This window comes from Lysobacter sp. GQ73 (assembly GCF_059758755.1).
Map to the genome: position 1 here is coordinate 116,637 of NZ_JCAXEE010000010.1, position 26,238 is coordinate 142,874.

18 protein-coding genes are annotated in these 26,238 nt (G+C 69.2%); 12 read left to right on the plus strand and 6 right to left on the minus strand.

What is annotated here, in order from left to right:
* Positions 1-41: 41 nt before the first annotated feature.
* Positions 42-746 carry a GntR family transcriptional regulator gene (locus AC6CH2_RS21490; RefSeq protein WP_498270997.1) on the minus strand — a complete coding sequence of 235 codons (705 nt, stop codon included), beginning with the start codon at positions 744-746 and terminating at the stop codon, positions 42-44.
* A gap of 630 nt (positions 747-1,376) precedes the next feature.
* Between AC6CH2_RS21490 and AC6CH2_RS21495 the strand changes: the two genes are divergently transcribed.
* Positions 1,377-4,313 (plus strand): collagenase, encoded by a 2,937-nt coding sequence (locus AC6CH2_RS21495; RefSeq protein WP_498270998.1) that lies wholly within the window; start codon positions 1,377-1,379, stop codon positions 4,311-4,313.
* A 138-nt stretch (positions 4,314-4,451) separates the two neighbouring features.
* Here AC6CH2_RS21495 and AC6CH2_RS21500 read toward each other — a convergent pair whose 3' ends face one another.
* Entirely contained in the window at positions 4,452-5,420 is a 969-nt protein-coding gene (locus AC6CH2_RS21500) for a LysR family transcriptional regulator (RefSeq protein WP_498270999.1), read from the minus strand.
* A 135-nt stretch (positions 5,421-5,555) separates the two neighbouring features.
* Here AC6CH2_RS21500 and aceB point away from each other — a divergent pair, with 135 nt between their 5' ends.
* From aceB to AC6CH2_RS21520, 4 genes are all read left to right on the plus strand, one after another.
* Positions 5,556-7,190 (plus strand): malate synthase A, encoded by a 1,635-nt coding sequence (aceB, locus tag AC6CH2_RS21505; protein ID WP_498271000.1) that lies wholly within the window; start codon positions 5,556-5,558, stop codon positions 7,188-7,190.
* A gap of 56 nt (positions 7,191-7,246) precedes the next feature.
* Positions 7,247-8,548 carry an isocitrate lyase gene (gene aceA / locus AC6CH2_RS21510; RefSeq protein ID WP_435395930.1) on the plus strand — a complete coding sequence of 434 codons (1,302 nt, stop codon included), beginning with the start codon at positions 7,247-7,249 and terminating at the stop codon, positions 8,546-8,548.
* A gap of 549 nt (positions 8,549-9,097) precedes the next feature.
* The gene (locus tag AC6CH2_RS21515) at positions 9,098-10,135 is read left to right on the plus strand and encodes a GGDEF domain-containing protein (RefSeq protein ID WP_435395948.1); all 1,038 of its coding nucleotides are present in this window, start codon (positions 9,098-9,100) and stop codon (positions 10,133-10,135) included.
* 23 nt (positions 10,136-10,158) lie between these two features.
* Positions 10,159-12,699 carry a putative peptide modification system cyclase gene (locus AC6CH2_RS21520; protein WP_498271001.1) on the plus strand — a complete coding sequence of 847 codons (2,541 nt, stop codon included), beginning with the start codon at positions 10,159-10,161 and terminating at the stop codon, positions 12,697-12,699.
* Positions 12,700-12,816: 117 nt separating this feature from the next.
* Here AC6CH2_RS21520 and AC6CH2_RS21525 read toward each other — a convergent pair whose 3' ends face one another.
* Positions 12,817-13,170, minus strand: a complete 354-nt coding sequence (locus AC6CH2_RS21525; protein WP_435395928.1) for an NHLP-related RiPP peptide — start codon at positions 13,168-13,170, stop codon at positions 12,817-12,819.
* Between the two features lie 309 nt (positions 13,171-13,479).
* On the opposite strand from AC6CH2_RS21525, the gene AC6CH2_RS21530 reads away from it, so the two are divergent.
* The 3 genes from AC6CH2_RS21530 to AC6CH2_RS21540 all read left to right on the plus strand — a co-directional run bounded on the left by AC6CH2_RS21530 (position 13,480) and on the right by AC6CH2_RS21540 (position 18,381).
* Positions 13,480-14,676 (plus strand): putative peptide maturation dehydrogenase, encoded by a 1,197-nt coding sequence (locus AC6CH2_RS21530; protein ID WP_498271002.1) that lies wholly within the window; start codon positions 13,480-13,482, stop codon positions 14,674-14,676.
* A 96-nt stretch (positions 14,677-14,772) separates the two neighbouring features.
* On the plus strand, positions 14,773-15,846 hold the full coding sequence (locus tag AC6CH2_RS21535) for an NAD(P)H-dependent flavin oxidoreductase (RefSeq protein ID WP_498271003.1): 1,074 nt from the start codon (positions 14,773-14,775) through the stop codon (positions 15,844-15,846).
* Between the two features lie 429 nt (positions 15,847-16,275).
* On the plus strand, positions 16,276-18,381 hold the full coding sequence (locus tag AC6CH2_RS21540; protein ID WP_498271004.1) for a PAS domain-containing protein: 2,106 nt from the start codon (positions 16,276-16,278) through the stop codon (positions 18,379-18,381).
* 76 nt (positions 18,382-18,457) lie between these two features.
* Here AC6CH2_RS21540 and AC6CH2_RS21545 read toward each other — a convergent pair whose 3' ends face one another.
* A complete protein-coding gene (locus AC6CH2_RS21545) occupies positions 18,458-18,835 on the minus strand; it encodes a hypothetical protein (protein ID WP_498271005.1) in 378 nt (125 codons plus the stop codon).
* Positions 18,836-19,331: 496 nt separating this feature from the next.
* On the opposite strand from AC6CH2_RS21545, the gene AC6CH2_RS21550 reads away from it, so the two are divergent.
* The 4 genes from AC6CH2_RS21550 to AC6CH2_RS21565 all read left to right on the plus strand — a co-directional run bounded on the left by AC6CH2_RS21550 (position 19,332) and on the right by AC6CH2_RS21565 (position 24,028).
* Positions 19,332-19,742 (plus strand): VOC family protein, encoded by a 411-nt coding sequence (locus AC6CH2_RS21550; protein ID WP_498271006.1) that lies wholly within the window; start codon positions 19,332-19,334, stop codon positions 19,740-19,742.
* Positions 19,743-19,986: 244 nt separating this feature from the next.
* Positions 19,987-20,223 (plus strand): hypothetical protein, encoded by a 237-nt coding sequence (locus tag AC6CH2_RS21555; RefSeq protein ID WP_498271007.1) that lies wholly within the window; start codon positions 19,987-19,989, stop codon positions 20,221-20,223.
* 83 nt (positions 20,224-20,306) lie between these two features.
* The gene (locus AC6CH2_RS21560) at positions 20,307-22,709 is read left to right on the plus strand and encodes an ATP-binding cassette domain-containing protein (protein ID WP_498271008.1); all 2,403 of its coding nucleotides are present in this window, start codon (positions 20,307-20,309) and stop codon (positions 22,707-22,709) included.
* Between the two features lie 956 nt (positions 22,710-23,665).
* Positions 23,666-24,028, plus strand: coding sequence for a hypothetical protein (locus AC6CH2_RS21565; RefSeq protein WP_498271009.1), 363 nt, complete (start codon positions 23,666-23,668; stop codon positions 24,026-24,028).
* Between the two features lie 309 nt (positions 24,029-24,337).
* Here the strand turns inward: AC6CH2_RS21565 and AC6CH2_RS21570 are convergent, their stop codons facing one another.
* Together AC6CH2_RS21570 and ubiK are read right to left on the minus strand one after the other, a co-directional pair.
* On the minus strand, positions 24,338-25,855 hold the full coding sequence (locus AC6CH2_RS21570; protein ID WP_498271010.1) for a YifB family Mg chelatase-like AAA ATPase: 1,518 nt from the start codon (positions 25,853-25,855) through the stop codon (positions 24,338-24,340).
* Between the two features lie 8 nt (positions 25,856-25,863).
* The gene (gene ubiK / locus AC6CH2_RS21575) at positions 25,864-26,130 is read right to left on the minus strand and encodes a ubiquinone biosynthesis accessory factor UbiK (protein ID WP_498271011.1); all 267 of its coding nucleotides are present in this window, start codon (positions 26,128-26,130) and stop codon (positions 25,864-25,866) included.
* Between the last annotated feature and the right edge of the window lie 108 nt (positions 26,131-26,238).

The window sequence follows — 26,238 nt, forward strand, 5'->3', positions numbered from 1 at the left end:
CCGCGCCGGCTCCCGGCGTTTGCGTGCGGAAGGCCCGGGCCTTACTTGCGCGGGCGGCCCGCGCGCTTGCCGCCGGCCGGCCCGCCCAGGCCGGCGCTGTCGCTTTGCTCCAACTGCAGGCGCAGGTCGTTCAAGGTCGAGACGATGTGGGCGCACAGCAGGTCGGCCACGCGCGCGGAGTCGCGCGCCAGCCAGGCGTCGAGGATTTCGTGGTGTTCGCTGCTGGCCCGGGCCTCGCGGCCTTCGGGCTCCAGGTGCTTGCGCACGTAGCGTTCGGCCAGCACCTGCAGGCGTTCGACCAGCTGGGTGGTGACATGCCGCCCGCCCGGCCGCACCAGCGACAGATGGAAGGTGCGGTTGTAGCGCACCGCGTTGTGGATGTCGGTCTTCGAGGCGGTTTCCAACGCGGCCAGCGCGGCCGCGGCGGTCTTGCGTGCCTCCTCGCCGGCTTCCAGGCAGGCATGCGCGGCGGCGTCGGGCTCGATCTTCAGGCGCAGCGCGAACACTTCCTCGGCCTCGCCGGCGGTCATCGCCGGGACGAAGAAACCGCGGTTCGGGTGCGAACTCAACAAGCCCTGCTGTTCCAGCCGGCCGAGCGCTTCGCGCAGCGGGATCTTGCTGATGCCGAGCTCCTCGGCGAGCAGTTCCTGGCGGATCGGCGCGAGCGGCGGAATCTGGGTCGACAGAATGCGTTCGCGGACCACTTCGAAGGCTTGGTCGGACAACGAACGGGGGACGATGCTCATGCGTTCAGTCTACCCAACCGCCGGCGCCCGCGGCCTCTCCGCGGCGAACCGGGCACCGCTGCAGCGCGCTCGTGGCGTCGCTGTGCAGAGGATCGGTCGGCAGGAGCGCGGATGCGGCGAGCACGCCGGACGCGTGGCGGTGGGCGAGGCCGTTCGTCGGCGCGCACAGTCCTGAGCAGCCGGTAATCGACTGTACGGACTGGCGTCACGGAATCGGCTGAAGGTACTAGATACCGTATACGGTATACAAAATAGCCTGGCGACATGACAGGCGTGTGACCGGCACGGCAGGGGGCCGCCGGTGAACAGACTCGGGACCGATCGAAGGGGCAGGCCAAGGCCTGCGCCGCCGAATCCGGCTGCCCGACCGGAGGGGCCGCGCGAATGCGCGCCGAGCTTCGCGACGTCTGCCCGCCCGCCCTGGATCCGCCGGCCGTTCCCGTCCCCCACGAACGTGCGCGATGCGCGCGTCCCGACCACCGAGCCAACCGAGCCAACCGAGCAAGGAGAGCCGCCCTCATCCACTCGTTCGATCGTCGATGACTTTCCGCAGTCCGGAACCACGGATCCGATCGCCAGGCCGCACGACGCCGCCGCATCGGGCCCGATGTCCAATCAAAGGAGAATGCGATGTCTTTTGCACCCAAACCGCGGACCACCCAGGTCCTGATGCTTGGCGCCGTCGTCACCGCCGCCAGTTTTCTCAGCTTTGCCTTGCCCTGGGCCGCTTTGAACGGCGTCCCCGCCGCATCGAGCCCGGTACCGGCGTCCCTGTCGAGCGCGATCGCGGGCACGCCGTCGCCGCGCGCCGACTTCGCCATGAATCTCGCCGTCGGCACCGGCGCGCAGACCGCGGCCGCCCGCATCGCCGCGGTGCGCAAATCGCCGGCGACCGAACGGCAGATCTTCGGTGCGCACCAACAGGACCGCGCCGCCGAGCCTTCGCTGCGCCTTCCCCACCAGCCGATGCTGCGCGAACGCGCCGACACCGAGTACGACCGCTTCGATGCGCGTCGCGACATCCTGCAACGGCCCTCGCTCGCCAAGTTCAGCGCGCGCAGCCTGCAGGCGGCCGCGGCCGCCTGCGACGCCAGCCAGTTCGCCAGCCTCAGCGGCGATGCCCTGGTCGCCGCGGTCAAGAGCGCTGACACCGACTGCATCAACCAGTTGTTCGGCCTCAGCGGCACCACCGCCTACGGCACCTTCCGCGAAGCGCAGATGGTGACGATCGCCAATGCCCTGGCCGCATCGGCGCGCGACTACGACGGCAGCAACGCCGGCAGCACCCTGCAACTGGTGATGTACCTGCGCGCCGGCTATTACGTGCAGTTCTACGACACCAGCGTCGGCGCGTACGGCGCACCGTTGAAGAGCGCGATCCGTCCGGCCCTCGACGCCTTCGCCGCGAATCCGAACTTCGGCCTGGTCAACGACGAACACGGCGAAACCCTGGCCGAGTTCGTCACCCTGATCGACAGCTCGACCGAGAACGCGCGTTACCTGTACGTGGTCAAGCGCCTGCTCGACAGCTACAACAGCAGCTACAACGCCTATTTCTGGATGAAGGTGGCGGTCAACAACGTCTACAACGTGACCTTCCGCGGCCACCAGGATGCGGCCTTCCGCGCCGCGGTGCAGGCCGACCCCTCGGTCGTCGAGACGATGTACAGCTTCGCCGACAGGCACTTCGCGATGCTGGGCCAGGCCGACGACTACCTGGTGTCCAACGCCGGCCGCGAGATCGGCCGTTTCCTGCAGTACACCGGCAACGTCAAGAGCATCGCCCAGGCCCGCGCCAAGACCCTGCTCGAGCGTTCCTCGGTGTCGGGACCGACCGCGCGCCTGTGGGTCGGCATCGGCGAAATGGTCGACTACTACGACAAGGCCAACTGCAGCTATTACAGCCTGTGCGATTTCACCGCCCGGGTCGAAGCGGCGGCCCTGCCGATCCGCCACACCTGCAGCCCGACCCTGCGCCTGCGCGCGCAGGCGATGACCGCCGCGCAGCTGGCCGACACCTGCGCGATCGTGGCCGGCGAGGAAACCTATTTCCATGGCGCCCTGGCCACCGGCGGCGTGCCGGTCGCCGACGACCGGAACGCGGCGCTGGAAATGGTGGTGTTCGACAGCAGCACCGATTACGGCACCTACGCGGGCGCGATCTTCGGCATCGACACCAACAACGGCGGCATGTATCTGGAAGGCAACCCGGCCACCGTCGGCAACCAGGCGCGCTTCATCGCCTACGAGGCCGAATGGATGCGCCCGCAGACCTTCGAGATCTGGAACCTGACTCACGAGTACATCCATTACCTCGACGGCCGCTTCAACATGTACGGCGACTTCAACGCGGCGATGAAGCAAAAGACCGTCTGGTGGGTCGAGGGCTTCGCCGAATACATGTCGTTCTCGTACCGCAACCTGGTCAACACCGCGGCGCAGGGCGAGGCCGCGCGCGGCACCTACGCGCTCAGCCGGGTCTACCAGAACGACTACAACAGCGGCCAGAACCTGGTCTACCGCTGGGGCTATCTGGCGGTGCGTTTCATGTTCGAGCAGCGCCGCAGCGAAGTGAACAGCATCCTGGGCTACTTCCGTCCCGGCAATTACACCGGCTACGCCGCCTACATGGGAAGCATCGGCAGCAACAACGACGCGGCCTTCCGGGCCTGGCTGCCCTGCGTCGCCACGCCGGACGGCCCCGGTTGCGGCGGCACGCCGAACCAGTCGCCGGTGGCCGGGTTCGGCCACACCGCGAACGGCTTGACGGTGAGCTTCAGCGATTCGTCCTCCGACCCCGACGGCAGCATCGCCTCGCGCGCATGGAGCTTCGGCGACGGCACCGGTTCGACCGCTACGAACCCGAGCAAGACCTACGCCGCCGCGGGCACCTACACCGTGCAGCTCACGGTCACCGACAACCGCGGCGCGACCGCGACCACCCGCAAGTCGGTGACGGTCACTGGGGGCACCGCGAACACCCCGCCGGTGGCGGCGTTCACCACACAGGTCGATGACCTGAAGGTGAGCTTCGCCGACGGCTCCTCGGATGCCGACGGCAGCATCGTCGCGCGCGCATGGAACTTCGGAGACGGCACCGGCTCGACCGCCACGAATCCGGTCAAGACCTACGCCGCGGCCGGGACCTATGCGGTGCAGCTGACCGTGACCGACAATCGCGGCGCGCGCACCACGCTCGCCAGGAGCGTCACCGTGAGCAGCGGAGGCAGCCTGCCGGAGTGCGGCGGAGCGGACACGCGCGAGCTCGGCCGCAACTGCTCGCGCAGCAATCTGGCCGCCTCGGCCGACGGCTACGTGTATCTGTATCTGCAGGTGCCGCAGGGCACCACGCAGTTGCGCATCACCAGCTCCGGCGGCATCGGCAACGCCGACCTCTACGTCAACACGCTGGGCGCCTGGGCCACGCGCTCGGCGCACAACTATCGTTCGACCGCGAGCGGCAACACCGAAACGCTGACCGTCAACAACCCGCCGACCGGCTACGTGTTCGTCAGCCTGCACGGGGCGACCGCCTTCAGCGGCGTGCGCCTGAGCGTGCAGTACTGAGTCCGGTCCGAGCCAGCGGTGCGAGCTAGTGGTCCGGACTAGCCGTACGAGCTAGCGGTCCGCTGGCGGCCAGCGCTAGCGGCGACGACGGCGGGGCGGGGGCGCGAGCTCCCGCCCCGTTTCATTCGCGATCGCAGCTCAGCGATCGGATTGGCCGGTCGCGTAGTAATCGCCGCGCACGAACAGATCGGGCTGGATCAGCTCGGTGAAGGCGCGCGCCTGCGGCGACAGGTACTTGCCCTTGCGCACCACCACGCCGTAGCTGCGCGAAGGGAAATACTCGGCCAGCGAACGCGCCGACAGCCGCGCGCGGTCGGCATCGGTCAGGCAGATCGCGGTGACGATGCTGATGCCGAGCCCCATCGCCACGTATTGCTTGATCACCTCCCAGCCGCCGACTTCGAGCGCGACCGTGTACGGCACCCGGTTCTGCTGGAACACCACGTCGACCATGCGGTAGGTGGTCAGCCGCTGCGGCGGCAGGATCAGCCCGTAGGGGCCGAGGTCCTGCAAGGTCAGGGGCTCGAGCTTGGCCAGCGGGTGATCGCGCGGGGTGATCAGCATCGGCTCGAAGCGGTACACCGGGGCGTAGCTGAGGTCGCCGGGCACGTCGAGCATCGAGCCCACCGCCAGGTCGACCGCGTCCGAACGCAGCAGGTCCAGGCCGCCGGCGCCGGTGACGTTGTGCAGGGTCAGGCGGACCTCGGGATGGGCGGCGCGGAAGGCTTCGACGATCTTCGGCAGCAGATACAGGATGGTCGAACTGCCGGCGGCCACGTTGAGCTCGCCCGCGTCCAGGCCGCGGATGCGCTCGCGGAAGCTGCCCTCCAGGGCGTCCAGGCCCTCGACCAGGGGCCGGGCCAGTTCGTACAGCGCCTCGCCCTCGGGGGTCAGGGCCAGGCGGCGGCCGCTGCGCTCGAGCAGGCGCACGCCCATCTCGCGTTCCAGCGCCTGAAGCTGAAGGGTGACGGCCGGCTGGCTCAGGTAGAGCGCCTCAGCAGCTCGTGAGACTGAGCCCAGGCGCGCAGTTTGGCAGAAGGCACGCAAAGGCTTGAGCCGATCGCCTTTGTAAGCAAATCGCGGACTTAGGCTGCGTGTCGTGGCCACATGAGAACTATTTATAAGTTACTCAAATGATATGCATTGAAAAAACTTGATTGTCAAATACAAGACGCCAGCGCATGGTCTGGGCAACGGACCGGTTCGTCGGAACCGGTCCCCATCCCCCCAGGAGTCGCACCAATGTCGGCAGTGATCGCGCAATGGCAGCAACCGCAACAGGAGCAACGTCAGCCGGGCGACGGCATCGAGCTCACGGCCAGCCTGGCCGGACAGGAGCAATTGCTGACCCCGGCCGCCCTCGAATTCCTCGCCGGGCTCCACCGCCGTTTCGAAACGGCCCGCCAGGCCCGCCTCGCCGCCCGCCGCGAGCGCCAGGCCTACTTCGATGCCGGCGGCCTGCCGGACTTTCGCGCCGACACCGCGGCGATCCGCAACGGCCACTGGCGGGTCGCGCCGCTGCCGACCGCCTTGCTCGACCGCCGAGTCGAGATCACCGGCCCTTGCGATCCGAAGATGGTGATCAACGCCCTCAACTCGGGCGCCAAGGTCTACATGGCCGACTTCGAGGACAGCACCGCGCCGACCTGGGCCAACCTGCTGACCGGCCAGCGTGCGCTCAGGAAGGCGGTCGCCGGCACCCTCGACTGGATGGCGCCGGACGGCTCCAAGCACTACACCCTCAAGCCCTTCGAGGAGCAGGCGGTGCTGATGGTGCGCCCGCGCGGCTGGCACCTCGACGAGAAGCACCTGCGCGTCGACGGCGCGCCGATCGCCGGCGGCCTGTTCGACCTGGGCCTGTTCGCCTTCCACAACGCCGCCGCGCTGGCCGCCAAGGACCGCGGCCCGTATTTCTACCTGCCCAAGCTGCAGTCGATGGAGGAAGCGCAGCTGTGGAACGAGGTGCTCGACCACGTCGAGCGCGCGCTGGGCCTGGCCGCCGGCCAGATCAAGGTCACGGTGTTGATCGAGACCCTGCCGGCGGTGTTCGAGATGGACGAGATCCTGCACGCGCTGCGCAGCCGCATCGCCGGCCTCAACTGCGGCCGCTGGGACTACGTGTTCTCCTATCTCAAGACCTTCCGCGCGCATCGCGACAAGGTCCTGCCGGAGCGCGGCCAGGTCACCATGACCCAGCCGTTCCTGCGCGCGTATTCGGAGCTGTTGATCCAGACCTGCCACAAGCGCGGCGCGCATGCGATGGGCGGCATGGCCGCGCAGATCCCGATCAGCGGCGACGAGGCCGCCAACGAAGCCGCGCTGGCCAAGGTGCGCGCCGACAAGCTGCGCGAAGTCACCGCCGGCCACGACGGCACCTGGGTCGCGCACCCGGCGCTGATCCCGCTGGCGATGCGCATCTTCGACGAGCGCATGCCGACTCCGCACCAGCAGCACGTGCTGCGCGACGACGTGCTGATCATCCGCGACGACCTGATCAAGCCTTCGTTCGGCACGATCACCCGCAGCGGCTTCGAAGGCAACGTCGAGGTCTGCGTGCGCTATCTCGCCGCCTGGCTCGAAGGCAACGGCTGCGTGCCGATCCACTGGCTGATGGAAGACGCCGCCACCGCCGAGATCGCCCGCACCCAGCTGTGGCAGTGGCTGCACGCCGACGGCCTGTTCCTCGACGACGGCACGCCGCTCGATTTCGCCCTGCTCGAACGCGCCCTGATCGGCCTGCCGAGCAAGCTCGCCGACCGCATGAAGCTGCCGGGCGGCAGCAAGCTCGACGAGGCCATCGCGATGCTCGACGCGCTGACCCACGCCGACACCCTGGAAGAGTTCCTGACTCTGCCGGCCTACCAGCGCATCGATTGACCCGCAGCGCCTCACCTACCCCACGTCATACGACCCATACGCAAGGAATCGAAGTCATGAGCCACACCCTGCCGACCGCCGATCAACTCCGTGACGACTGGGCCAACAACCCGCGTTGGGCCGGCATCACCCGCCCGTATTCGGCCGAGGACGTGGTGCGCCTGCGCGGCACGGTGCCGGTCGAGCATTCGATCGCCAAGCTCGGCGCCAACAAGCTGTGGAAGTCCCTGCATACCGAAGATTTCGTCAACGCGCTCGGCGCGCTCACCGGCAATCAGGCCATGCAGCAGGTCAAGGCCGGCCTCAAGGCGATCTATCTGTCGGGCTGGCAGGTCGCCGCCGACGCCAACATCGCCGGCGAGATGTATCCCGACCAGTCGCTGTACCCGGCCAACTCGGTGCCGCAGGTGGTGCGCCGGATCAACAACACCCTGCTGCGCGCCGACCAGATCCAATGCTCGGAAGGCAGCGGCGAGGTCGACTTCCTGCAGCCGATCGTGGCCGACGCCGAAGCCGGCTTCGGCGGCGTGCTCAACGCCTTCGAGCTGATGAAGGGCATGATCGAGGCCGGCGCCTCGGGCGTGCATTTCGAAGACCAGCTCGCCTCGGTGAAGAAGTGCGGCCACATGGGCGGGAAGGTGCTGGTGCCGACCCGCGAAGCGGTCGAGAAGCTGGTCGCCGCGCGTCTGGCCGCCGACGTCATGGGCGTGCCGACCCTGATCGTCGCGCGCACCGATGCCGAAGCCGCCGACCTGCTGACCGCCGACATCGACCCGAACGATCAGCCCTTCACCACCGGCGAGCGCACCGTCGAAGGCTTCTACAAGACCCGCAACGGCCTGGACCAGGCGATCAGCCGCGGTCTGGCCTACGCGCCGTACGCCGACCTGGTGTGGTGCGAGACCGGCAAACCGGACCTGGAATTCGCGCGCAAGTTCGCCGAGGCCATCCACGCCAAGTTCCCGGGCAAGTTGCTGGCCTACAACTGCTCGCCGAGCTTCAACTGGAAGAAGAACCTCGACGACGCGACCATCGCCAAGTTCCAGAAGGAAATCGCCGGCTACGGCTACAAGTTCCAGTTCATCACCCTGGCCGGCTTCCACAGCCTCAACTACGGCATGTTCAACCTGGCCCACGGGTATGCGCGCCGCCAGATGAGCGCGTTCGTGGAGCTGCAGGAGGCCGAGTTCGCCGCCGCCGAAAAGGGCTTCACCGCGGTCAAGCACCAGCGCGAAGTCGGCACCGGCTATTTCGACGCGGTGACCCAGACCATCCAGGGCAACCAGTCCTCGACCGTGGCGCTGAAGGGCTCGACCGAGGAAGAGCAGTTCCACGACCACAGCAAGGCCGCCGCCTGAGCCCTCGTCCGCAAGACGCGAGAGGATAGGGACGGGAAGGGCTCCGCAAGGAGCCCTTCTTCGTTCGAGGCCGCCGCGCGGCCGGCAACGGCGGCGTTGCGTTCCCGGGCCGGTGCGGCGCCGGGGAGAGGCGGGGGTCGTACGACCCCGTCTTGTGTGCCATTCGCCCGGCGAGGGAGAACCGACGGGTCCGGCTGGCGCCGCGCGCCGGTAGGCGCCCGGACCGGCGCCGCCGCATAGCCGATAAGTACTAGGTCGGTGCGCGGCCGGGCGAGGACGAGGTCGGCCGATGCCGCATGAACAGGCGACCGCGGCCTGAAGTCGGTGCCGGACCAGGCGAAAATCGCCGACTGCGCGGTGTTTCCTTCGCGCAACGCCCGCGCGCGGCGGCCACGCGGCTGCAACGCATTGGCTGCGTAATGGCCGCGGATGCCGGCGCGGACTGGCCGTTTCGGCCCCAAACCCGCGTTAGCAGTTCAGACCAGATGCTATCCTGCTGGTGGAACCCCACAGGATGAGGGGTGTGGGGAGATCGGGATGAATCGCGACATGGCGGTGCCCTCGATGGGCCGCGAAACCGACAACTCGACAGCGACCGCGGCGCCAACGGACGTGGCGATGGCCGTGCTGACGCCCGGCGAATTCGAATTGTTCGCCGAGATCGGGCGGCCGCGCCGGGTCGAGGCCGGGCAGGTCCTGTTCCGTCGCGGCGAACTCGGCACCACCATGTTCGTGATCGCGCGCGGCGCGATCGTCCTGGACTTCGGCGACGACCTGGTCACCAAGCGCCTGGGCGTACGCGAGTTCTTCGGCGAGCTCGGCCTGCTGATCGGCGACCACGCCCGCAGCGCCGACGCGATCGCCGCCACCGACGGCCTGCTGGTGGAACTGCGCCACGAGGAGTTCCAGCGTCTGGTCGATCGCGACCCGTCCCTGGTCTCGTATTTCCTGCGCCGCGCGATCATGCGCGTGGTGCTCAACGAACAAAGCCTGATCCGGCGCCTGCGCCGCCGCAACCAGGACCTGGAAGCGGCGCTCGACAGCCTGTACGCGACCACCCACCAGCTCAACCAGACCGAAGAGCTGATCCGTACCGACGACCTGACCGGCCTGTACAACCGCCGCGGTCTGACCCTGCATCTGCAGGAAAGCCGCACCGTCGGCATGCCCGACGCGATGGGCCTGATCCTGATCGACTGCGACCGTTTCAAGCAGGTCAACGACGACCATGGCCACCTGGTCGGCGACCGCGTGCTGCAGAGCGTCGCCAACATCCTGCGTTCGGTGGCCGGCCCGGAGGACATCGCCTGCCGGCTCGGCGGCGACGAATTCTGCCTGCTGGTCGCGGCGTCGACGCGCCAGGACGTGATGCGCTTCGCCGACTTCATCGTCTCGACCGTGCACGGCCTGCTGCTGATCCCGCAATCGCCGCCGACGATCTGTCCGGTCAGCGTCGGCGCCTGCCTGGTCAGCGCGAAGCACGAATGGAACGACTGGTATGCGCACGCCGACGGCGCGCTGTACCAGGCCAAGCGGTTGGGCGGCAATCGCGTGCATTGGCAGGACGCGGAACTGACGTCGGCATGAGCCGCGTCGACAAGGATGCCGTCATGAACGACGCCCACCGACCCAACGCCGACGGGCCGCAATTGCGGACTCTGTTGCTGACCGACCTGTGCGATTCGACCACCCTGGTCGAACGCCTCGGCGACGGACCGGCCGCATCCCTGTTCCGCGAGCACGACCGCCTGGTGCTGCAGTTGCAGCAGCGTTGGCGCGGCCGCCTGATCGACCGTTCCGACGGCTTGCTGCTGTTGTTCGAGCGGCCCATCGACGGGCTCGGTTTCGCCCTCGACTACGCCCGCGGCCTGCGCGAACTCGGCGCGCCGCGCAAGCTGACCCTGCAGGCCCGCGCCGGCCTGCACGTCGGCGAAGTGCTGACCTGGCGCAACAGCGACGAGGCGGTGCAGGTCGGCGCCAAGCCGGTCGAGGTCGAAGGCCTGGCCAAGCCGATGGCCGGCCGGTTGATGGCGACCGCGCGTCCCGGCCAGATCCTGCTGTCGGCGATCGCCGAACCGCTGGCGCATCGCGCCGCGCGCGAGCTGGGCGAACGCGGCCAGCAACTGTTGTGGAAATCGCACGGCCGCTGGCGCTTCAAGGGCGTGCCGGAAGCGCAGGAAATCTACGAGGTAGGCGAGCCCGGCATCGCGCCTTTGCGCGCGCCGCCGAACGGGCCCAAGGCCTGGCGCGACATTCCGCTGTGGCGGCGCCCGGCCGCGCTCGCCGCCGAGGTCGCCTTGCTCGCGATGATCGGCACCGGGGTGTGGTTCGCGACCCGGCCGCAGCCGGCGATCGCCTTCAATCAGCGCGACTGGGTGGTGGTCGGCGACCTGCGCAACCTGACCGGACAGAGCGTGCTCGACGATTCGCTGGAACAGGCTTTCCGCATCAGCCTGGAGCAGTCGCGCTACGTCAACGTGCTGTCCGACCTCAAGGCGCGCGACACCCTCGACCGCATGCAGCGCAAGGCCGACACCGTGCTCGACCGTGCGGTCGCCTCGGAGATCGCGCTGCGCGACGGCGCGCGCGCGGTGATCCTGCCGACGGTGGCCGAAGTCGGCGGGCGGGTGCGGGTCAGCGCCGAAGTGATCGATCCGCACACCCAGACCACGGTGTACGCCGAGTCGGCCGACGGCGTCGGCGCGGCCTCGGCGTTGACTTCGATCGACGAAGTCACCTCCGCGCTGCGCGGCAAACTCGGCGAAGCGCTCAAGAGCATCGACAAGGATTCCGAGCCGCTGCCCAAGGTCGCGACCGGCAACCTCGATGCGCTGCGCGCCTATGCGCTCGGCACCAAGGCCTACGCCCATCGCCAGCTCGACGAGGCCCAGCAGTACTTCCAGCGCGCGGTCCAGATCGACCAGAAGTTCGCCCTGGCGCACATGGGCATCATGCGGGTCCACGTCAGCAACGCCGACAACGACAGCGCGCGGCCTTATCTGGAGCGCGCACAGGAACTGCGCGACCACCTGACTCCGCGCGAGGCCCTGTACCTCGACGCCTGGGCGGCCGAGTTCGGCCCGCAGCCCTCGCTGCATGCGCCGGGCAAATGGAAGCTGCTGGCCGGGGTGTATCCGGACTACTTCGCCGGGCGTTATCAATACGCCTGGTCGGAATTCCTCGCCAACCGCTTCGACAGCGCGCTGGCCGCGACCACCGCTGCGACCGCGCCGCAGGAACCGCTGCGCAACGTCGCCTTCGAGCTGGCCGGGCGCATCCACCTGTCGCAGGAGCGTTACGCCAAGGCCCTCGACGCGTTCAAGCAAGCCGAACTCAGCGGCCATTACGCGCCCAACCGCCGCCACGCCTCGGCGCTGGCGGCGATGCGCCGTTTCGACGAGGCCAACCGGATCCTCGACTCGCTGACCGGGCGTGGCCAGATCTCCGGCGGAAACCTGACCAACCAGTTCGAGCGCATCGCGGTGCCGCTGGACCAGGGCCAGTACGCCAAGGCCGCCGAAATCGCGCGCGAAGCGGCGCGCGCCTCGCGCGGCGCCGCGGTCGTGGTGCGTCACCCGCTGCGCTTCACCGAATTGATGGTGCGCAGCGCGTCCGGCAAGGACCGGCCGAGCTCGGCCGAGATCGAGCTGTTCGCCGATGCAGTGCTGGCCGACGCCGGCAAGCCCGACAGCGCCGACCAGGACGATCTGACCTTGAGTGCGTTGGCTGCGGTGCGCCTGGCCCAGCGCCAGGGCGACCGCGCTCTGGCCGAGCGTCTGTTGCCGCGCGTGGTCAAGGCGGTCAATACCAGCGGCAGCCCCGTGTCGCGCAAGTTGCTGCAGGTCGCGCGCGCCGAGCAACTGCGCCTGGCCGGCAAGCCCGAGGAGGCGATCCGCGAATTGCGCGGGCTCGGCGACGGCAGCGAACCCTTCCAGGCCCACGTCGCCTTGCGCGACGCGTTGCTCGCGGCCGGCCGCGAGGACGAGGCCGCGGCCGAAACCCGCTGGATCGCCACCCATCGCGGCCGCGCCTACGGCGATCCGGCCGGCGCCCAGGTGTATCTGGCGATGAACGTCGCCGATGCTTCGGCGGCACAGCGCGAGTTGGCGAAAGCCACCGTCGCGGTCGCCGCGGTCGAGCCCGGCGGCTGACCCGCACAGCGGTGCCGGCCTGCGCAGACGCGCAGGCCGGTCGATTCGAACGGATCCTGCGACCGAGACGATCGCTCGGCGCGACGGCTGGCCCCCTGCCCGCCGCCGCGCCCGGGTTCAGGCCAGGGTGCCGCCGGAGCCGCCGCCGAAGCTGGCCTGGACCTGGCCGACTTCGAGCATGAACACCACCGTATGCGCACCGGCCGCGGTCAGGCTGCCGCGCAGTTCGTCGCGCGCGGCCTGCACTTCTTCCTTGCTGGCCAGCGAGGTGACCCGCAGGCAGCTGGCGCCGGCCAGTGCGGCCTGGGTCTGCTGCGGCGCGAGGCCGAGGCTGTTTTGCAATGCGGCGCCGGGGTCCTTGGCGAATTCAGTGCGGAACTTGTCGTCCGAGCTGAGCAGATCGAGCAGGCGGTCGGCGACCTCGGGTGCCAGCGGCGGGTGCCCGTTCTTGTGGTTGTTGTCGATAGACATCTGTTTCCCCTTGTGAAGACCCGTTGCGGGCCTGTCTGCGGCCGAATTTATCGCTGTTGGGGAGCGGCGAACAGCAGCCGCTCACCCGCGTAGCACGCAAAAACGCCCAACCGCCGGCCATTCGGCGCCCCGCGCGGCGCCGATCCAGGCGTTCAGGCCGCTGATCCGCGTGCTTGTTCAGCTGTCTCGTTCAGTTGCGACGCGCGCGCTGGAACGGCTTGCGGGCGATGGGCATGATACGGAGCCCGCATGACCGGCCGGCGGCGATCCGCTCGCCGCGCCGCGCCCGTCGCCGCCCAGGAACCCTCGATGCGCATCCGCCGATGCTCCGTGCTTTTCTTCGAGCCGCGCGAGCAGGTCGCCTTCGATCTGTCCTCGCTGCTGTCCGGCGGCGCCGGCCTGGCGCGGCAGTTGCGTTGGCTCGCGCTCGCCGCCCATCTCGACGGCGAGGTCGAGGTCGACGCGGAGCAGCGCGAACTGCTCGGCCGGCTGAGCCCGGGCGACTGGGTCGACGCGAGCGCGCTGAGCGCGGCCGACGGCGAGGTGCTGACGCACTTGCTCGACATCGGCCTGGTGCTGTGCGATGCCGCCGACGCCAGTGCGCCGCGCATCGCCTATCGCGAACGCGACGAACGCCTGCGCAGCGGCCATTGGTTTGCGCCGGCGGCGATGCTGCACCGCCTCGCGCGCTGGCAGGGCCTGGATGCCGTCGCCGCGATGGACGCCAACGAGCTGCATACCGCGACCGACTTGCGCCGCAAGCTCGGCGCGCCGCCGCCGCCGGTGCTGGAACGCGGCCCGGCCGAGCGGCGCATCGGCTTGCCGCGCACGGCCGGCAACGACTTCGATGCGCTGCTCGCGCGCCGTTGCACCTGCCGCAACTTCGATGCCGCGCGCCCGCTGTCGCAGGCCGTGTTCGCGCACATGCTGCAGCGGGTGTTCGCCGCGCAGGCCCTGGTCAAGGTGCAGGACGACACCGTCTTCCTGAAGAAACACTCGCCGTCCGGCGGCGGCCTGCACCCCACCGAGGCTTATCTGATCGTGCAGCGCGTCGACGGCGTCGCGCCCGGGCTGTACCACTACCACGCGCTCGATCACGCGCTCGAACCCTTGCCCGCACCGCAGGGGCCGCTGAGCGAATTCGCCTTGCGCGCCCTCGCCGGGCAGCACTGGTTCGCCGACGCGCCGGCGATGGCGGTGTTGACGCCGCGCTACGCGCGCAGCTTCTGGAAATACCGCCAGCACGCCAAGGCCTATCGCGCGCTGGTGCTCGACAGCGGCCATCTGTCGCAGACGCTGTACCTCAGCGCGACCGAACTCGGGCTCGGTGCGTTCGTGACCTCGGCGATCAACGAGGCCGACATCGAGCGGGCTTTCGGCCTCGACCCGCTGGTCGAAGGGCCGCTGGCGATCTGCGGCTTCGGCTGGCGCGGCGAGCGCATGGCCAACACCGAATTCGACCCGGCCGGCGCGGTCTGGGGCGAGGGCGCCTCGCCCGCTCGCTGAGGAGCTGCAACGCAGCGTGCCAGCCGGCGGCGCGACGCTCGCGGTCGAGCGATGTCATCCTGAGGCCTTCGCATCCATCGACAGAGGCGCGACGCCATGTGGCCCGACCGGCGTATCCAGGACTTGTTCGGCATCGAGCTGCCGATCGTGCAGGCGCCGATGGCCGGCCCGACCCTCGCCGAGATGGTGATCGGCGCCGCCCAGGCCGGCGCGCTGGGCTCGTTGCCCTGCGCCCTGCTCGGCGTCGAACAGGCGCATGAGCAGTGCCGGTTGATCCGCGCCGCGAGCGACCGACCGCTCAACCTCAACTTCTTCTGCCATCGTCCACCGCCGCCCGATCCGGCGCGCGAATCGGCCTGGCGCGAGCGCCTGGCCGGGTATTACCGCGAGTTCGGCCTGGACCCGGCGATGCCGGTGCCGGCCTCGAACCGCAGTCCGTTCGACGAGGCCTACTGCGAACTGGTCGAAGCGGTGCGGCCCGAAGTGGTCAGTTTCCACTTCGGGCTGCCCGAGCCGCGCCTGCTCGAGCGCGTCCGCGCCGCCGGCGCGCGCATCGTGTCCTCGGCGACCACGGTCGCCGAAGCGCGTTGGCTGGAAGCGCACGGCTGCGACGCGATCATCGCCCAGGGCGCCGAGGCCGGCGGCCATCGCGGCTTGTTCCTCGGCGCGGACGACGAGGTCTCGACCCAGGTCGGTCTGTTCGCATTGTTGCCGCAGGTGGTCGATGCGGTGCGGGTGCCGGTGATCGCCGCCGGCGGCATCGGCGATGCGCGCGGCATCGTCGCCGCGTTCGCGCTCGGCGCGGCCGCGGTGCAGATCGGCACCGCGTATCTGTTCTGCCCGGAGGCGAAGTTGTCGCCGCTGCACCGCCAGGCCTTGCAGCACGCGCGCGACGACCAGACCGCGCTGACCAACCTGTTCACCGGCCGTCCGGCGCGCGGCATCGTCAACCGCCTGATGCGCGAGCTCGGGCCGATGTCGACGCTGGCGCCAGCGTTCCCGCTCGCCGGCGGCGCGCTCGCGCCCCTGCGCGCGCAGGCCGAGGCGGCCGGTGCCGCCGATTTCATGCCGCTGTGGTCGGGGCAGGCGGCGCGCCTGGGCCGGGCGATGTCGACCTTCGAGCTGACCCGCCGCCTCGCGCAGGAGACTTTGGCGCAGTGGCGGCGCTGAGCGAGCGCGAACGCAGCCGGACACGGTCCGGGCCGCGAAAACTGAGAAGTCGAACCGATCGCCGCGCCTGTCGGCCCGTGCATCGCGACTGCTAAGCTCGAGGAAACCGCCGTACCGCGCAGCGAAGCCCGGCGCGATCAGCAGACTGCGTCGTGCTTCGGCGGCGATGTCGGCGGCCGAGTTCCACGGGTCGCTCCAGCGTCGGCAGCGATAGCCGCGGACGGCCTGTGGCGGTGTTTCCTACCGCAGGCCGATCGCGGGCGCAGGAACACGCGACCGGCCCGCCCGCTACATGCGCATGCGAGCGAAGCCGTTCGCTCCGTGCCGGGATCGGATAAGGATGGTCTGATGCGTTTGTCGTGTTCTGCTTCGCGCCTGAACCGCGAAGCCGAAGTAAGCACCGGATCGAAGCGCCGTCGCGCTTGGACGATGTGGGCCCTGTTGCTGGTGTGCGAAGGCGTGTCGGCGCAGGGCGTGCTGGTCGGTTGCCCGGGCACCACCCCAGTGCGGGCGCTGCCGGAACCGGCGCTGTGCCTGCAGCGGGCCAAGCCCGGCCCGGCGCAGGCCGCCGGGGAGGGCGCGGCCCAGGCCCTGTTCGCGCAAGCCAAGACCCAACTCGAGGCCGGGCACATCGAGGACGCCGAGCGCTCGCTCGATTGCGCCGAGGCGGTGATCGGCGGCGCGGGCGACGCCGGCCTGCGCTACGAACTGGAGCGGCGGCGCGGCATCCTCGACTTCCGTCGCGAGTGGATCCCGCAGGCGTTGGCCCGGTTCGAGTGCGCGGCGAGCCTGTCGAGCGCGCGCGACGACTCCGCCGCGACCGCGCGCGACCTGAGCAACGTCGGCGCCGCGCTGCGCCGTCTCGGCGACTTCCGCGGCGCCTTGCGCAGCCTGACCGCCAGCCTCGATCTCCAGCGCAAGCGCGGCGAAGTGTCGGGCGCGGTCTTGAACAACATCGCCGACGTCTACCGCGAACTGCGCGAGCCCGACACGGCGATGCGCTATTACCGCGAAGCCCTGGCCTCCTACCGGGCCAAGCGCGAGCCGGTCGAGGCCGCGCACGTGCTGGAGACGATGGCCGAGCTGGCCCTCGACGGCGGCGATGCGTCGCAGGCCACGGCTTGGCTGCAGGAAGCGCTGGCCGTGTACCGCGCCGGCGGCAACCGCGTGTACGAACTGCGCGTGCACGACGGCCTGACCCGGGTCGCGCTGGCGCAGGGCGACCTGGCCCAGGCGCAGCGCTGGAGCGCCGCCGCCCTGGCCTTGTCCGACGCCTGGAAACTGCCGCTGCCGCCGGCGCTGCAGTTGCAGATCGCCCGCACCGCGCAGCTGTCGGGCGCGACCGCCGCCGCGACCGCGCGTTTGCGCGACGCCTTGGCCTCTACGCCCGAAGGCGACCCGATGCGGGTGCCGCTGCTGCAGGAACTGGCCACCGCGCAGGAACGCGCCGGCGATGCGACCGCCGCCAACGCGACCTTGCGTGAGGCCCATGGCAAGGCGATCGCGCTCGCGCGCGCCCAGCACGACCGCCAGTTGGACTGGCTGCGGGTGCGTTTCGAATCGGCCGAACAGCAACGCACCATCGCCGCGCTGGAAAACGAGAACCGCCTGCGCGGCGCGCAGCTGCGCCAACGCACCCTGCTGCTGGGCCTCGCCGCGGCGCTGGCGGTGGCCGTGTTGCTCGGCTTTTTGCTGCTGCAGCAGCGCCGGCACCAGCGCGCGCGTCTGCGCGAGCAGGCGCAGCGAGTCCGCCATGAAGAGGAGCTCGCGCGTTATCGCCGCGAAGCCGACGCCCTGGCCGAAGACCGCAGCCTGTTGCAGGGCCTGCTCGACAGCCGCGACGAACCGCTGTGCCTGCTCGACGCCGAAGGCCAGGTGCTGGCGATCAACCGCGCCGGCCGGCGCTGGCTCGGGGCGGGCGAGGACGAGACCATGGTCGGGCAGCCGCTGTCGGCCTTCGTCGGCGAAGCCGGCCGCGCCATCCTGGCCTCGGCATTGGAACGGATGGAGGACAGCGCCGCGCAAGGCCTGCGGATCGCCGCGCGCGAAGGCGCGCCCCTGGTCGCGACCCTCGAGCCCTGGTCGGGCGGCGACGGCCTGGTGCTGCTCGCGCCGCAGGGCCGCGACACCGCCGCGCCGCCGTCGCCGGTCGAAGCCGCGACCGAAGCCGCGGCCGGGCCGGTCGACGACACCGCCGAGTCTTCGGTGCGCGACGGTTTCCGCCGCAGCCTGGTCGAGCTGATGCTGGCCACGATCGAAGCCTGGGAGCGCACCACCGGCACCAGCCGGCTGGAGTTCGCCGAGAAAAGCCGGATCTGGCGGGTCAACATCGACGACGGCCGGCTGCGCGCGCGGGCGCTTGAACGCTACCTCACCGTCGCCAAGCTGCCGCGCAACCCGCGCTGGCGCGACGTGTTGCGATCGGCTTATTTCGTGCTCGGGCGCTGCGACGGACTGGCGCCGGAAACCCGCGCCTCGCTGCAGCACAGCGTGGATGCGGTGCTGGCCTATACCCGGCGCGACGCTCTGGTCTGACCGGCGCGACGTTCCTTGTCGCGTCGATCAGTGGAACGCGTACGACAGCTGCCCGGCCGGCAGCCTTTGCGGATACTCAGGGCTTGGACGGGCAGACCGCGCAGGCGCCGCTGAGGCCCTGCTCGAGCCGATAGCGCTCGTGGTGGCTGGCGTCCAGGAACTCCTCGGGGCCGAGCACGAACGGCACCGCATTCTCGAGCGGCGCCACGATCTTGCAGTAAGCGACGATGGTCGCGGTGGCCGTAGCCCAGGCGTCCTCTTTCTCGACGATGCCGCACTTGTCCATCAGTTCGTGCAACTGCGGGCCGTCGAATTCGAACCGGGCGACGATCTTCGGCGCCTCCTTGTCCTTGATGCACCAGTCCGCCGGCACGACCTCGTGAGCGCGGCCGGCGAGCGGAAGCGCGAGCAGGACACCGAACGCGAGGGAGACGGCTGCGCGGGACAGGGACATGGGCGATCCGTGGTGGCGGGGGGCGTCCCAGAGTAGGGGCAGCGACGCGACGCACGCCAGTTCGGTCGCGGGTATAAAACGGGAATCAATTCGGCTAAGGCCTTGTTTTCGTTGCCGCCGTCTCGCTTTCGCGCGGGAGCTCGACTGCGCCGCGGCCCGCCGGCGGACCGGCCGTCGCCGCCGGCTTGAGCCCCCCATGGACGCGTGGCAGGATCGCGCGGGGTGCGCGGCGGCCGGGCCTGTGCGGCGCGGCCAGGCGCGAACGCAGCCGGGCGCCGCGCTCGTCCCGACCCGGATCGCGGCTGGAGCCGCGGCGTTCGGTTTTGGCATGGCGAGATGGCCGAATACCGCGGCGATGTTACGACCGCATCGCGCGGGACGGCCGCGCGAGGCCGCCGCAACCAGGCCGGGGCCGGATCGATCAGGAATCGAGAAGCGCCCGATCCGCACCGCACCTAGCATGACGGCTCCTATCCCAACCCACAGGACGACGGCCATGGACATCAGCATTCACGCGTGCTTCCTCCCGCACAACGACGCCGACGCGGCGATGAGTTTCTACCGCGACACCCTCGGCTTCGAAGTGCGCAAGGACGTCGCCTACGGCGGCATGCGCTGGATCACCGTCGGCCCGGTCGGCCAGCCCGCCACTTCGATCGTGCTGCACCCGCCGGCCGCCACTCCGGGCATCACCGACGAGGAGCGTCGCACCGTCGCCGAGATGATGGCCAAGGGCACCTACGCCATCATCACCCTGGCGACTGCCGACCTCGACGGCGCCTTCGCCCGGCTCGAAGCCGCTGGCGCCGACATCGTCCAGGAGCCGATCGACCAGCCCTACGGCGTGCGCGACTGCGCCGTGCGCGACCCGTCCGGCAACCTGATCCGCATCAACCAACTGGGCTGAGCCGACGGGCGAGCGCAGCCATGATCCTCGGCGACTTCGGCCGCGCGGCCTCGGACTTCGGTTCGGCCGTGGTGCGCTCATCGCCCGGGTTCGGCCCGCGCTCGCATGGCCCGGACGCCGCGACCACGCATCGATTCCAGCCGATCGAGGCTGTCCTCGATCGCTGCGCACGTTTCCACCCGCGACCGAATCCGCCCGCCGGCACTCCGCCGGGCCGGGTGGCCGGTCTTCGAAGGAGGTTCTCGTGAACTGGAACAAATGGATTCGGCAGATCCACCGTTGGCTGTCGATGATCTTTACGGTGACCGTGATCGCGACTTTCATCGCCTTGGCACAGGAGCAGCCCATCGTCTGGGTATCCTACGTGCCGCTGGTGCCGCTCGCGTTGTTGCTGCTGTCCGGGCTGTATTTGTTCGCGTTGCCGTATGCGGGCAAGTGGTTCGGCAAACGCGGTGCGGCGGGCGATAAACCGCTGTCGTAAATCGCGCACCGGATCGCTCGGGCGGCCGCCGGCTTGCGGCGGCCGCATCGCCGTCGCAGCCCCGCCCCACCGATGGAGACACGATGAGCAAGGCCACGAGGAAGCACCCGCCGTCGTCGCCGCCGCACGCGGCCGACCGCCACGACCTGATCCGCGTGCAGGGCGCGCGGGTGAACAACCTCAAGGACCTCAGCGTCGAATTGCCGAAGCGCAGGCTGACCGTGTTCACCGGCGTGTCCGGGTCCGGCAAGAGCTCGCTGGTGTTCGGCACCATCGCCGCCGAATCGCAGCGCCTGATCAACGAGACCTACAGCGCCTTCGTGCAGGGCTTCATGCCGACGATGGCGCGGCCCGAGGTCGACGTGCTCGACGGCCTGACCACCGCGATCATCGTCGACCAGGAGCGCATGGGCGCCAACGCCCGCTCCACCGTCGGCACCGCCACCGACGCCAACGCGATGCTGCGCATCCTGTTCAGCCGCCTCGGCAAACCGCACATCGGTTCGCCCAACGCCTTCTCCTTCAATGTCGCCTCGGTGCAGGCGGTCGGCGCGATCACGGTCAAGGGCGAGACCAAGCGCCAGACCTTCAATCGTACCGGCGGCATGTGCCCGCGTTGCGAAGGCATGGGCCGGATCTCCGACATCGATCTGACCCAGCTGTACGACGACAGCAAGTCGATCAACGAAGGCGCGATCACCATCCCCGGCTACAGCATGGACGGCTGGTACGGCCGCATCTTCAACGGTTGCGGCTTCTTCGACCCCGACAAGCCGATCCGCAAGTTCAGCAAGAAAGAGCTGCACGACCTGCTGCACAAGGAACCGACCAAGATCAAGGTCGACGGCATCAACCTGACCTACACCGGCTTGATCCCGCAGATCCAGAAGTCGTTCCTGTCCAAGGACGTCGACGCCCTGCAGCCGCACATCCGCGCCTTCGTCGAGCGGGCCACGACCTTCAGCGCCTGTCCCGACTGCGGCGGCACCCGTCTCAGCGCCGAGGCGCGCTCGTCGAAGATCGGCCAGATCAACATCGCCGACGCCTGCGCGATGCAGATCAGCGATCTCGCCGAGTGGGTGCGCGGCCTCGAGGAACCGTCGGTCGCGCCGCTGCTCGCCAAGCTGCTGCATACCCTGGACTCGTTCGTCGAGATCGGCCTGGGCTATCTGTCGCTGGACCGGCCCTCGGGCACCCTGTCCGGCGGCGAAGCGCAACGCACGAAAATGATTCGCCACCTCGGTTCGTCGCTGACCGACGTCACCTACGTCTTCGACGAGCCCACCATCGGCCTGCACCCGCACGACATCCAGCGCATGAACGAGTTGTTGCTGCAGCTGCGCGACAAGGGCAATACGGTGCTGGTGGTCGAACACAAGCCGGAGGCGATCGCGATCGCCGACCACGTCGTCGACCTCGGCCCCGGCGCCGGTTCGGCCGGCGGCCGGGTCTGTTACGAGGGCAGCGTCGAAGGCCTGCGCGCCAGCGACACCCTGACCGGCCGTCATCTCGACGACCGCGCCTCGCTCAAGCCGAGCGTGCGCAAGGCCAAGGGGCAGCTGAAGATCCGCGGCGCCAGCAAACACAACCTGCGCAAGGTCGACGTGGATATTCCGCTCGGCGTGCTGTGCGTGATCACCGGCGTGGCCGGCTCGGGCAAGAGCTCGCTGGTGCACGGCTCGCTGCCGGCCGACGAGGCCGTGGTGTCGGTCGACCAGGGCGCGATCCGCGGCTCGCGCCGCAGCAACCCGGCGACCTACACCGACCTGCTCGAACCGATCCGCAAGGCCTTCGCCAAGGCCAACGGCGTCAAGCCGGCCTTGTTCAGCGCCAATTCCGAAGGCGCCTGCCCGACCTGCAACGGCGCCGGCGTGATCTACACCGACCTGGCGACGATGGCCGGCGTCGCGACCACCTGCGAGGACTGCGAAGGCAAGCGCTTCGAAGCCTCGGTGCTGAAATACAAATTCGGCGGCCGCGACATCAGCGAAGTGCTGGCGATGCCGGTCAGCGAAGCCGAAGCCTTCTTCGGCGGCGGCAAGGCGCATACGCCCGCCGCGCACGCCATCCTGCAGCGGCTGGTCGATGTCGGCCTGGGCTACCTCAGCCTAGGCCAGCCGCTGACCACCTTGTCGGGCGGCGAGCGCCAGCGCCTCAAGCTCGCCACCCACATGGCCGAGAAGGGCGGTATCTACATACTCGACGAACCGACCACCGGCCTGCACCTCGCCGACGTCGAACAACTGCTGGGCCTGCTCGACCGCCTGGTCGACTCCGGCAAGTCCGTCATCGTCATCGAGCACCACCAGGCGGTGATGGCGCATGCCGACTGGATCATCGACCTGGGCCCCGGCGCCGGCCACGACGGCGGACGCATCGTCTTCGAAGGCACCCCGGCCGAACTGGTCAAGGCCAAGTCGACCTTGACCGGCCAGCATCTGGCGGATTACGTCGGCGCATCGGCCAAGTCGAAGAAGAAAGCTTGAGCCGGGATCTCTGGCCCGAGCTAGCGTGCGTGGTGGAGCTCGAGGCGTAAGCAAGCTTCGGGCCTTCCAAGATCTGAGAGCCATCGGTCGCGAGCTTCGCCGCGGTCAACAGGCTGCCGGACGTCCGGAGTGTCGTCTCGGCAGAGTTGGTGACTAGAAATCTCTCTGCCGAATCGGCTGCCCCTGTCGGGTGGCTGGGACCTCTTGAATGAAGAACTAAATGTATGGGCGCGGTCGACGTCGCTTGCGGCGTCGGTCGAATGATGGGCGAGAGTTGATTGAATGTGACCGGATGTCCATTGGTGTGGTGCTAGTGTATTTCTTCATTTCTGAGTCGAGCAAAGAAACCACTGGATTTTTTTGCGATTCCCGCGACGGATTTTCCGGCTTACTCGATTTCCTTTTCGCGTGCGCGGCCTGTCTTGACGTTAGCGTACGGCGGGCAGTATTCGATGTGTGCTCCGATATTGTCGGAGGCCGATGGCACGGGTTCGCTGAATTGTTTCAGCAGGATGGAAACGGACGCCATGTAGGCGGGTGCCTGCAGGCAATTGTTCGTCACTGGCGACGACAGGCATTAGAGCGGTAACCGTCGCTGTGTCTTCCGAGAAGTTGCCAGGGCGATAGGAGCGAAGAATGAGGATGGTCCGGTCTACAAGCGGTTCAGATCGCGCCTGCGCCATCGGCAGGGCGAGGAGCATGGCCCATGCAATGTTCGCCGGACTCAGCTTTTTTGCGTCGTCTGCGCGGGGTGCGGAGAAGAAGAAGGCCGATTCGCAGGCGGATGCACCTGGACAACAGCGCACGGAGAACGATTCGGCGGTGAAAGCGGCGGAGGCTGCGCCCGGTGAGGCAGTCGCCGGGAAAGTCCCGGCTAAGCAAGACGAACTCAGGAGCCTGGCTCCGACTTCGGCAGTGGCTGCCGCTGAGCGCGACGCCAACACAAGGCGTTGGATTTGCTGGCGGACGACATCAGGGCGGGGCGGGCCGGGTCGGACGAAGTTCGCGACCTTGAGCGCCTGTTTTCGCAAGAGCAACGCGACGAAGCATGGGCTTCGTCGTCCGAATACACCATATCCAATGTGGTCGCCAATCCGAGTAAAAAATATGGCCCGGGTCTGGAAATTGCCAAGGTCGAATGTCGACAGACCCTGTGCGAAGTGCAGGCGGTCAACCGCAGCGGCGTCGACGGATCGCAGCTCGATTGGAACAGGGCCTATCTGCAGCTCAAGCAGAGCCTAAAGTCCTCGAACAGTCAGACCTTGATGCGGCCGCTGCCGCACGGCCGAGTGGTGTATCACACCTACATCATCCGATAGCGATCGCTCAGCGAGGTTTTCCGATCGATGCGATCGCCCGACACGGCCAAGGCGCGATGAGCCGATTGCTGGGAGGAGCCATCGCGGCGTGCCCCATGTGCGTGCGTGCCCGATGCCGGCGGGGCGCTGGCAGCACTGAGGCATAAAGTGATGCCGCGGGCGACTCGGGAAAATAGTGCGACTCGCGGTTAGGCCAAATTCGCCTGAGACTATGTCGTTAGACGCTTCGTAGGGGGCGTGGTCGCCGTGGTGCTGCCCAGAGCCGAACGGCTGCTGCGAGTCCGCCACAATCCTTTTTGCACGCCGTGGCTAAACACCAACCTCCCGCTCCCCTCGCCGATACCCGATCGCCTCGGTCAAATGCGCCGTGGCGATGTGCGGGCTCTCGGCGAGGTCGGCGATGGTGCGGGCGACCCGCAGGATGCGGTGCATCGACCGCGCCGACAGTTGCAAGGCGTCGACGGCGCGTTCGAGAAGGGCATGGTCGGAGGCGCCGATGGCGCAGGTCGCGGTGGTCTCGGCCTGGCTGAGTTGCGCGTTGCTTTTGCCGCAGCGCGCCGCCTGGCGTTGGCGCGCGGCGACGACGCGCTCGCGGATGGCGGCGCTGCTTTCGCCGCAGGGCTGGTCGGGGCGCAGCGCCGAGGACGGCAGGCGGGGCACTTCGATGTGCAGATCGATGCGGTCGAGCAAGGGCCCGGAGATGCGCGCGCGGTAACGGCGGATCGCTTCGCCGGCGCAACGGCAGCGCCCGCTGCTGTCGCCGGCCCAGCCGCAGGGGCAGGGGTTCATCGCCGCCACCAGTTGGAAGCGCGCCGGGAACTCGGCGCTGCGCGCCGCGCGCGAGACCGTGACCACGCCGGACTCCAGCGGCTCTCGCAGTACTTCCAGGGCGCGCCGCTCCCACTCGGGCAGTTCGTCGAGAAACAGCACCCCCTGATGGGCGAGCGAAATCTCGCCGGGACGCGGATCGGCGCCGCCGCCGACCAGGGCCACCGCGCTGGCGGTGTGGTGCGGCGAGCGAAACGGGCGTTCGCGCCAGCGTGCCGGGTTGAGGCCGTGGCCATGCGCGCCGCCGGCGACCGAGGCGATCGCGGCGGTCTCCAGCGCTTCCTCCTCGCTGGCCTCGGGCAGCAGGCCGGGCAGGCGCGAGGCGAGCAGGGTCTTGCCGCAGCCGGGCGGGCCGATCAGCAACAGGTGGTGGCCGCCCGCGGCGGCGATTTCGAGCGCGCGCCGCGCCTGCGCCTGACCGCGCACATCGCGCATGTCCAGGCCGGGCGGTCGCAACAACGGCGCGGCCTGGGCCTGCGGCAGTTCGGCCTGGCCGCACAGCATGGCGCAGACTTCGAGCAGGGTGCGGCCGGTGCGCGCTTCGACGCGGCTGGCGAGCGCGGCCTCGGCGCCGTTGCCGGCCGGCACGATCAGGCGGCGCCCGAGCGCGGCGACCGCGAGCGCGGCCGGCAGCACGCCGTCGATCGCGCGCAACTCGCCGGTCAGGCCGAGTTCGCCGAGGAATTCGTATTCGTTGAGCGCTTCGAGCGGGATCTGCCCGCTCGCGGCGAGGATGCCCAAGGCGATGGCGAGGTCGTAGCGGCCGCCGTCCTTGGGCAGGTCGGCCGGGGCCAGGTTGACGGTGATGCGGCGCTGCGGAAATTCGAACTGCGCGCACTGGATCGCGGCGCGGACCCGGTCCTTGGCTTCGCGCACCGCCGCTTCGGGCAGGCCGACGATCGACATGCTCGGCAGGCCGCCGCCGAGATGGACCTCGACTCGGACCGCGGGCGCACGGACGCCCGATCGCGCACGGCTGTGCACGAGTGCCAGGTTCATGGCGGGGCTCAGTGCTGGGGGGTGGAGGCGTTGTCGAGTTGCGCTTCGAGCTCGGCGACGGTGCGCTGGAGTTCGTCGAGCTTTTCGCGGGTGCGCAGCAACACCGCGCGCTGGACTTCGAACTCCTCGCGGGTGACCAGCTCGAGCTTGGACAGGCCGGTCTGCAGTACGGACTTGAAGTTCTGCTGTATTTCCTCGCGGCTTTCGCGCAAGCCCGGGGGAAGCAGGGAGCTGAGGCGGCGGGCGAGGTCGTCGATGTAGTTCAGGTCGATCATGTGGGGAAAGCTCCTCCGGCAATGGGGTCAGCTTGACCGCCGGACCGGGACCGCGCCGTCGGCCGGGGCCGTGGCGGGTTGTCGGAAAAGTCCGAAGTGGATGACGCG

Excerpts from the sequence above, each read along its gene's own strand:
- AC6CH2_RS21490 (WP_498270997.1), bottom strand. The coding sequence starts at position 746 with ATGAGCATCGTCCCCCGTTCGTTGTCCGACCAAGCCTTCGAAGTGGTC.
- AC6CH2_RS21495 (WP_498270998.1), top strand. The coding sequence starts at position 1,377 with ATGTCTTTTGCACCCAAACCGCGGACCACCCAGGTCCTGATGCTTGGC.
- aceB (WP_498271000.1), top strand. The coding sequence starts at position 5,556 with ATGTCGGCAGTGATCGCGCAATGGCAGCAACCGCAACAGGAGCAACGT.
- aceA (WP_435395930.1), top strand. The coding sequence starts at position 7,247 with ATGAGCCACACCCTGCCGACCGCCGATCAACTCCGTGACGACTGGGCC.
- AC6CH2_RS21515 (WP_435395948.1), top strand. The coding sequence starts at position 9,098 with ATGGCGGTGCCCTCGATGGGCCGCGAAACCGACAACTCGACAGCGACC.
- AC6CH2_RS21520 (WP_498271001.1), top strand. The coding sequence starts at position 10,159 with ATGAACGACGCCCACCGACCCAACGCCGACGGGCCGCAATTGCGGACT.
- AC6CH2_RS21525 (WP_435395928.1), bottom strand. The coding sequence starts at position 13,170 with ATGTCTATCGACAACAACCACAAGAACGGGCACCCGCCGCTGGCACCC.
- AC6CH2_RS21530 (WP_498271002.1), top strand. The coding sequence starts at position 13,480 with ATGCGCATCCGCCGATGCTCCGTGCTTTTCTTCGAGCCGCGCGAGCAG.
- AC6CH2_RS21535 (WP_498271003.1), top strand. The coding sequence starts at position 14,773 with ATGTGGCCCGACCGGCGTATCCAGGACTTGTTCGGCATCGAGCTGCCG.
- AC6CH2_RS21540 (WP_498271004.1), top strand. The coding sequence starts at position 16,276 with ATGTGGGCCCTGTTGCTGGTGTGCGAAGGCGTGTCGGCGCAGGGCGTG.
- AC6CH2_RS21545 (WP_498271005.1), bottom strand. The coding sequence starts at position 18,835 with ATGTCCCTGTCCCGCGCAGCCGTCTCCCTCGCGTTCGGTGTCCTGCTC.
- AC6CH2_RS21550 (WP_498271006.1), top strand. The coding sequence starts at position 19,332 with ATGGACATCAGCATTCACGCGTGCTTCCTCCCGCACAACGACGCCGAC.
- AC6CH2_RS21560 (WP_498271008.1), top strand. The coding sequence starts at position 20,307 with ATGAGCAAGGCCACGAGGAAGCACCCGCCGTCGTCGCCGCCGCACGCG.
- AC6CH2_RS21570 (WP_498271010.1), bottom strand. The coding sequence starts at position 25,855 with ATGAACCTGGCACTCGTGCACAGCCGTGCGCGATCGGGCGTCCGTGCG.
- ubiK (WP_498271011.1), bottom strand. The coding sequence starts at position 26,130 with ATGATCGACCTGAACTACATCGACGACCTCGCCCGCCGCCTCAGCTCC.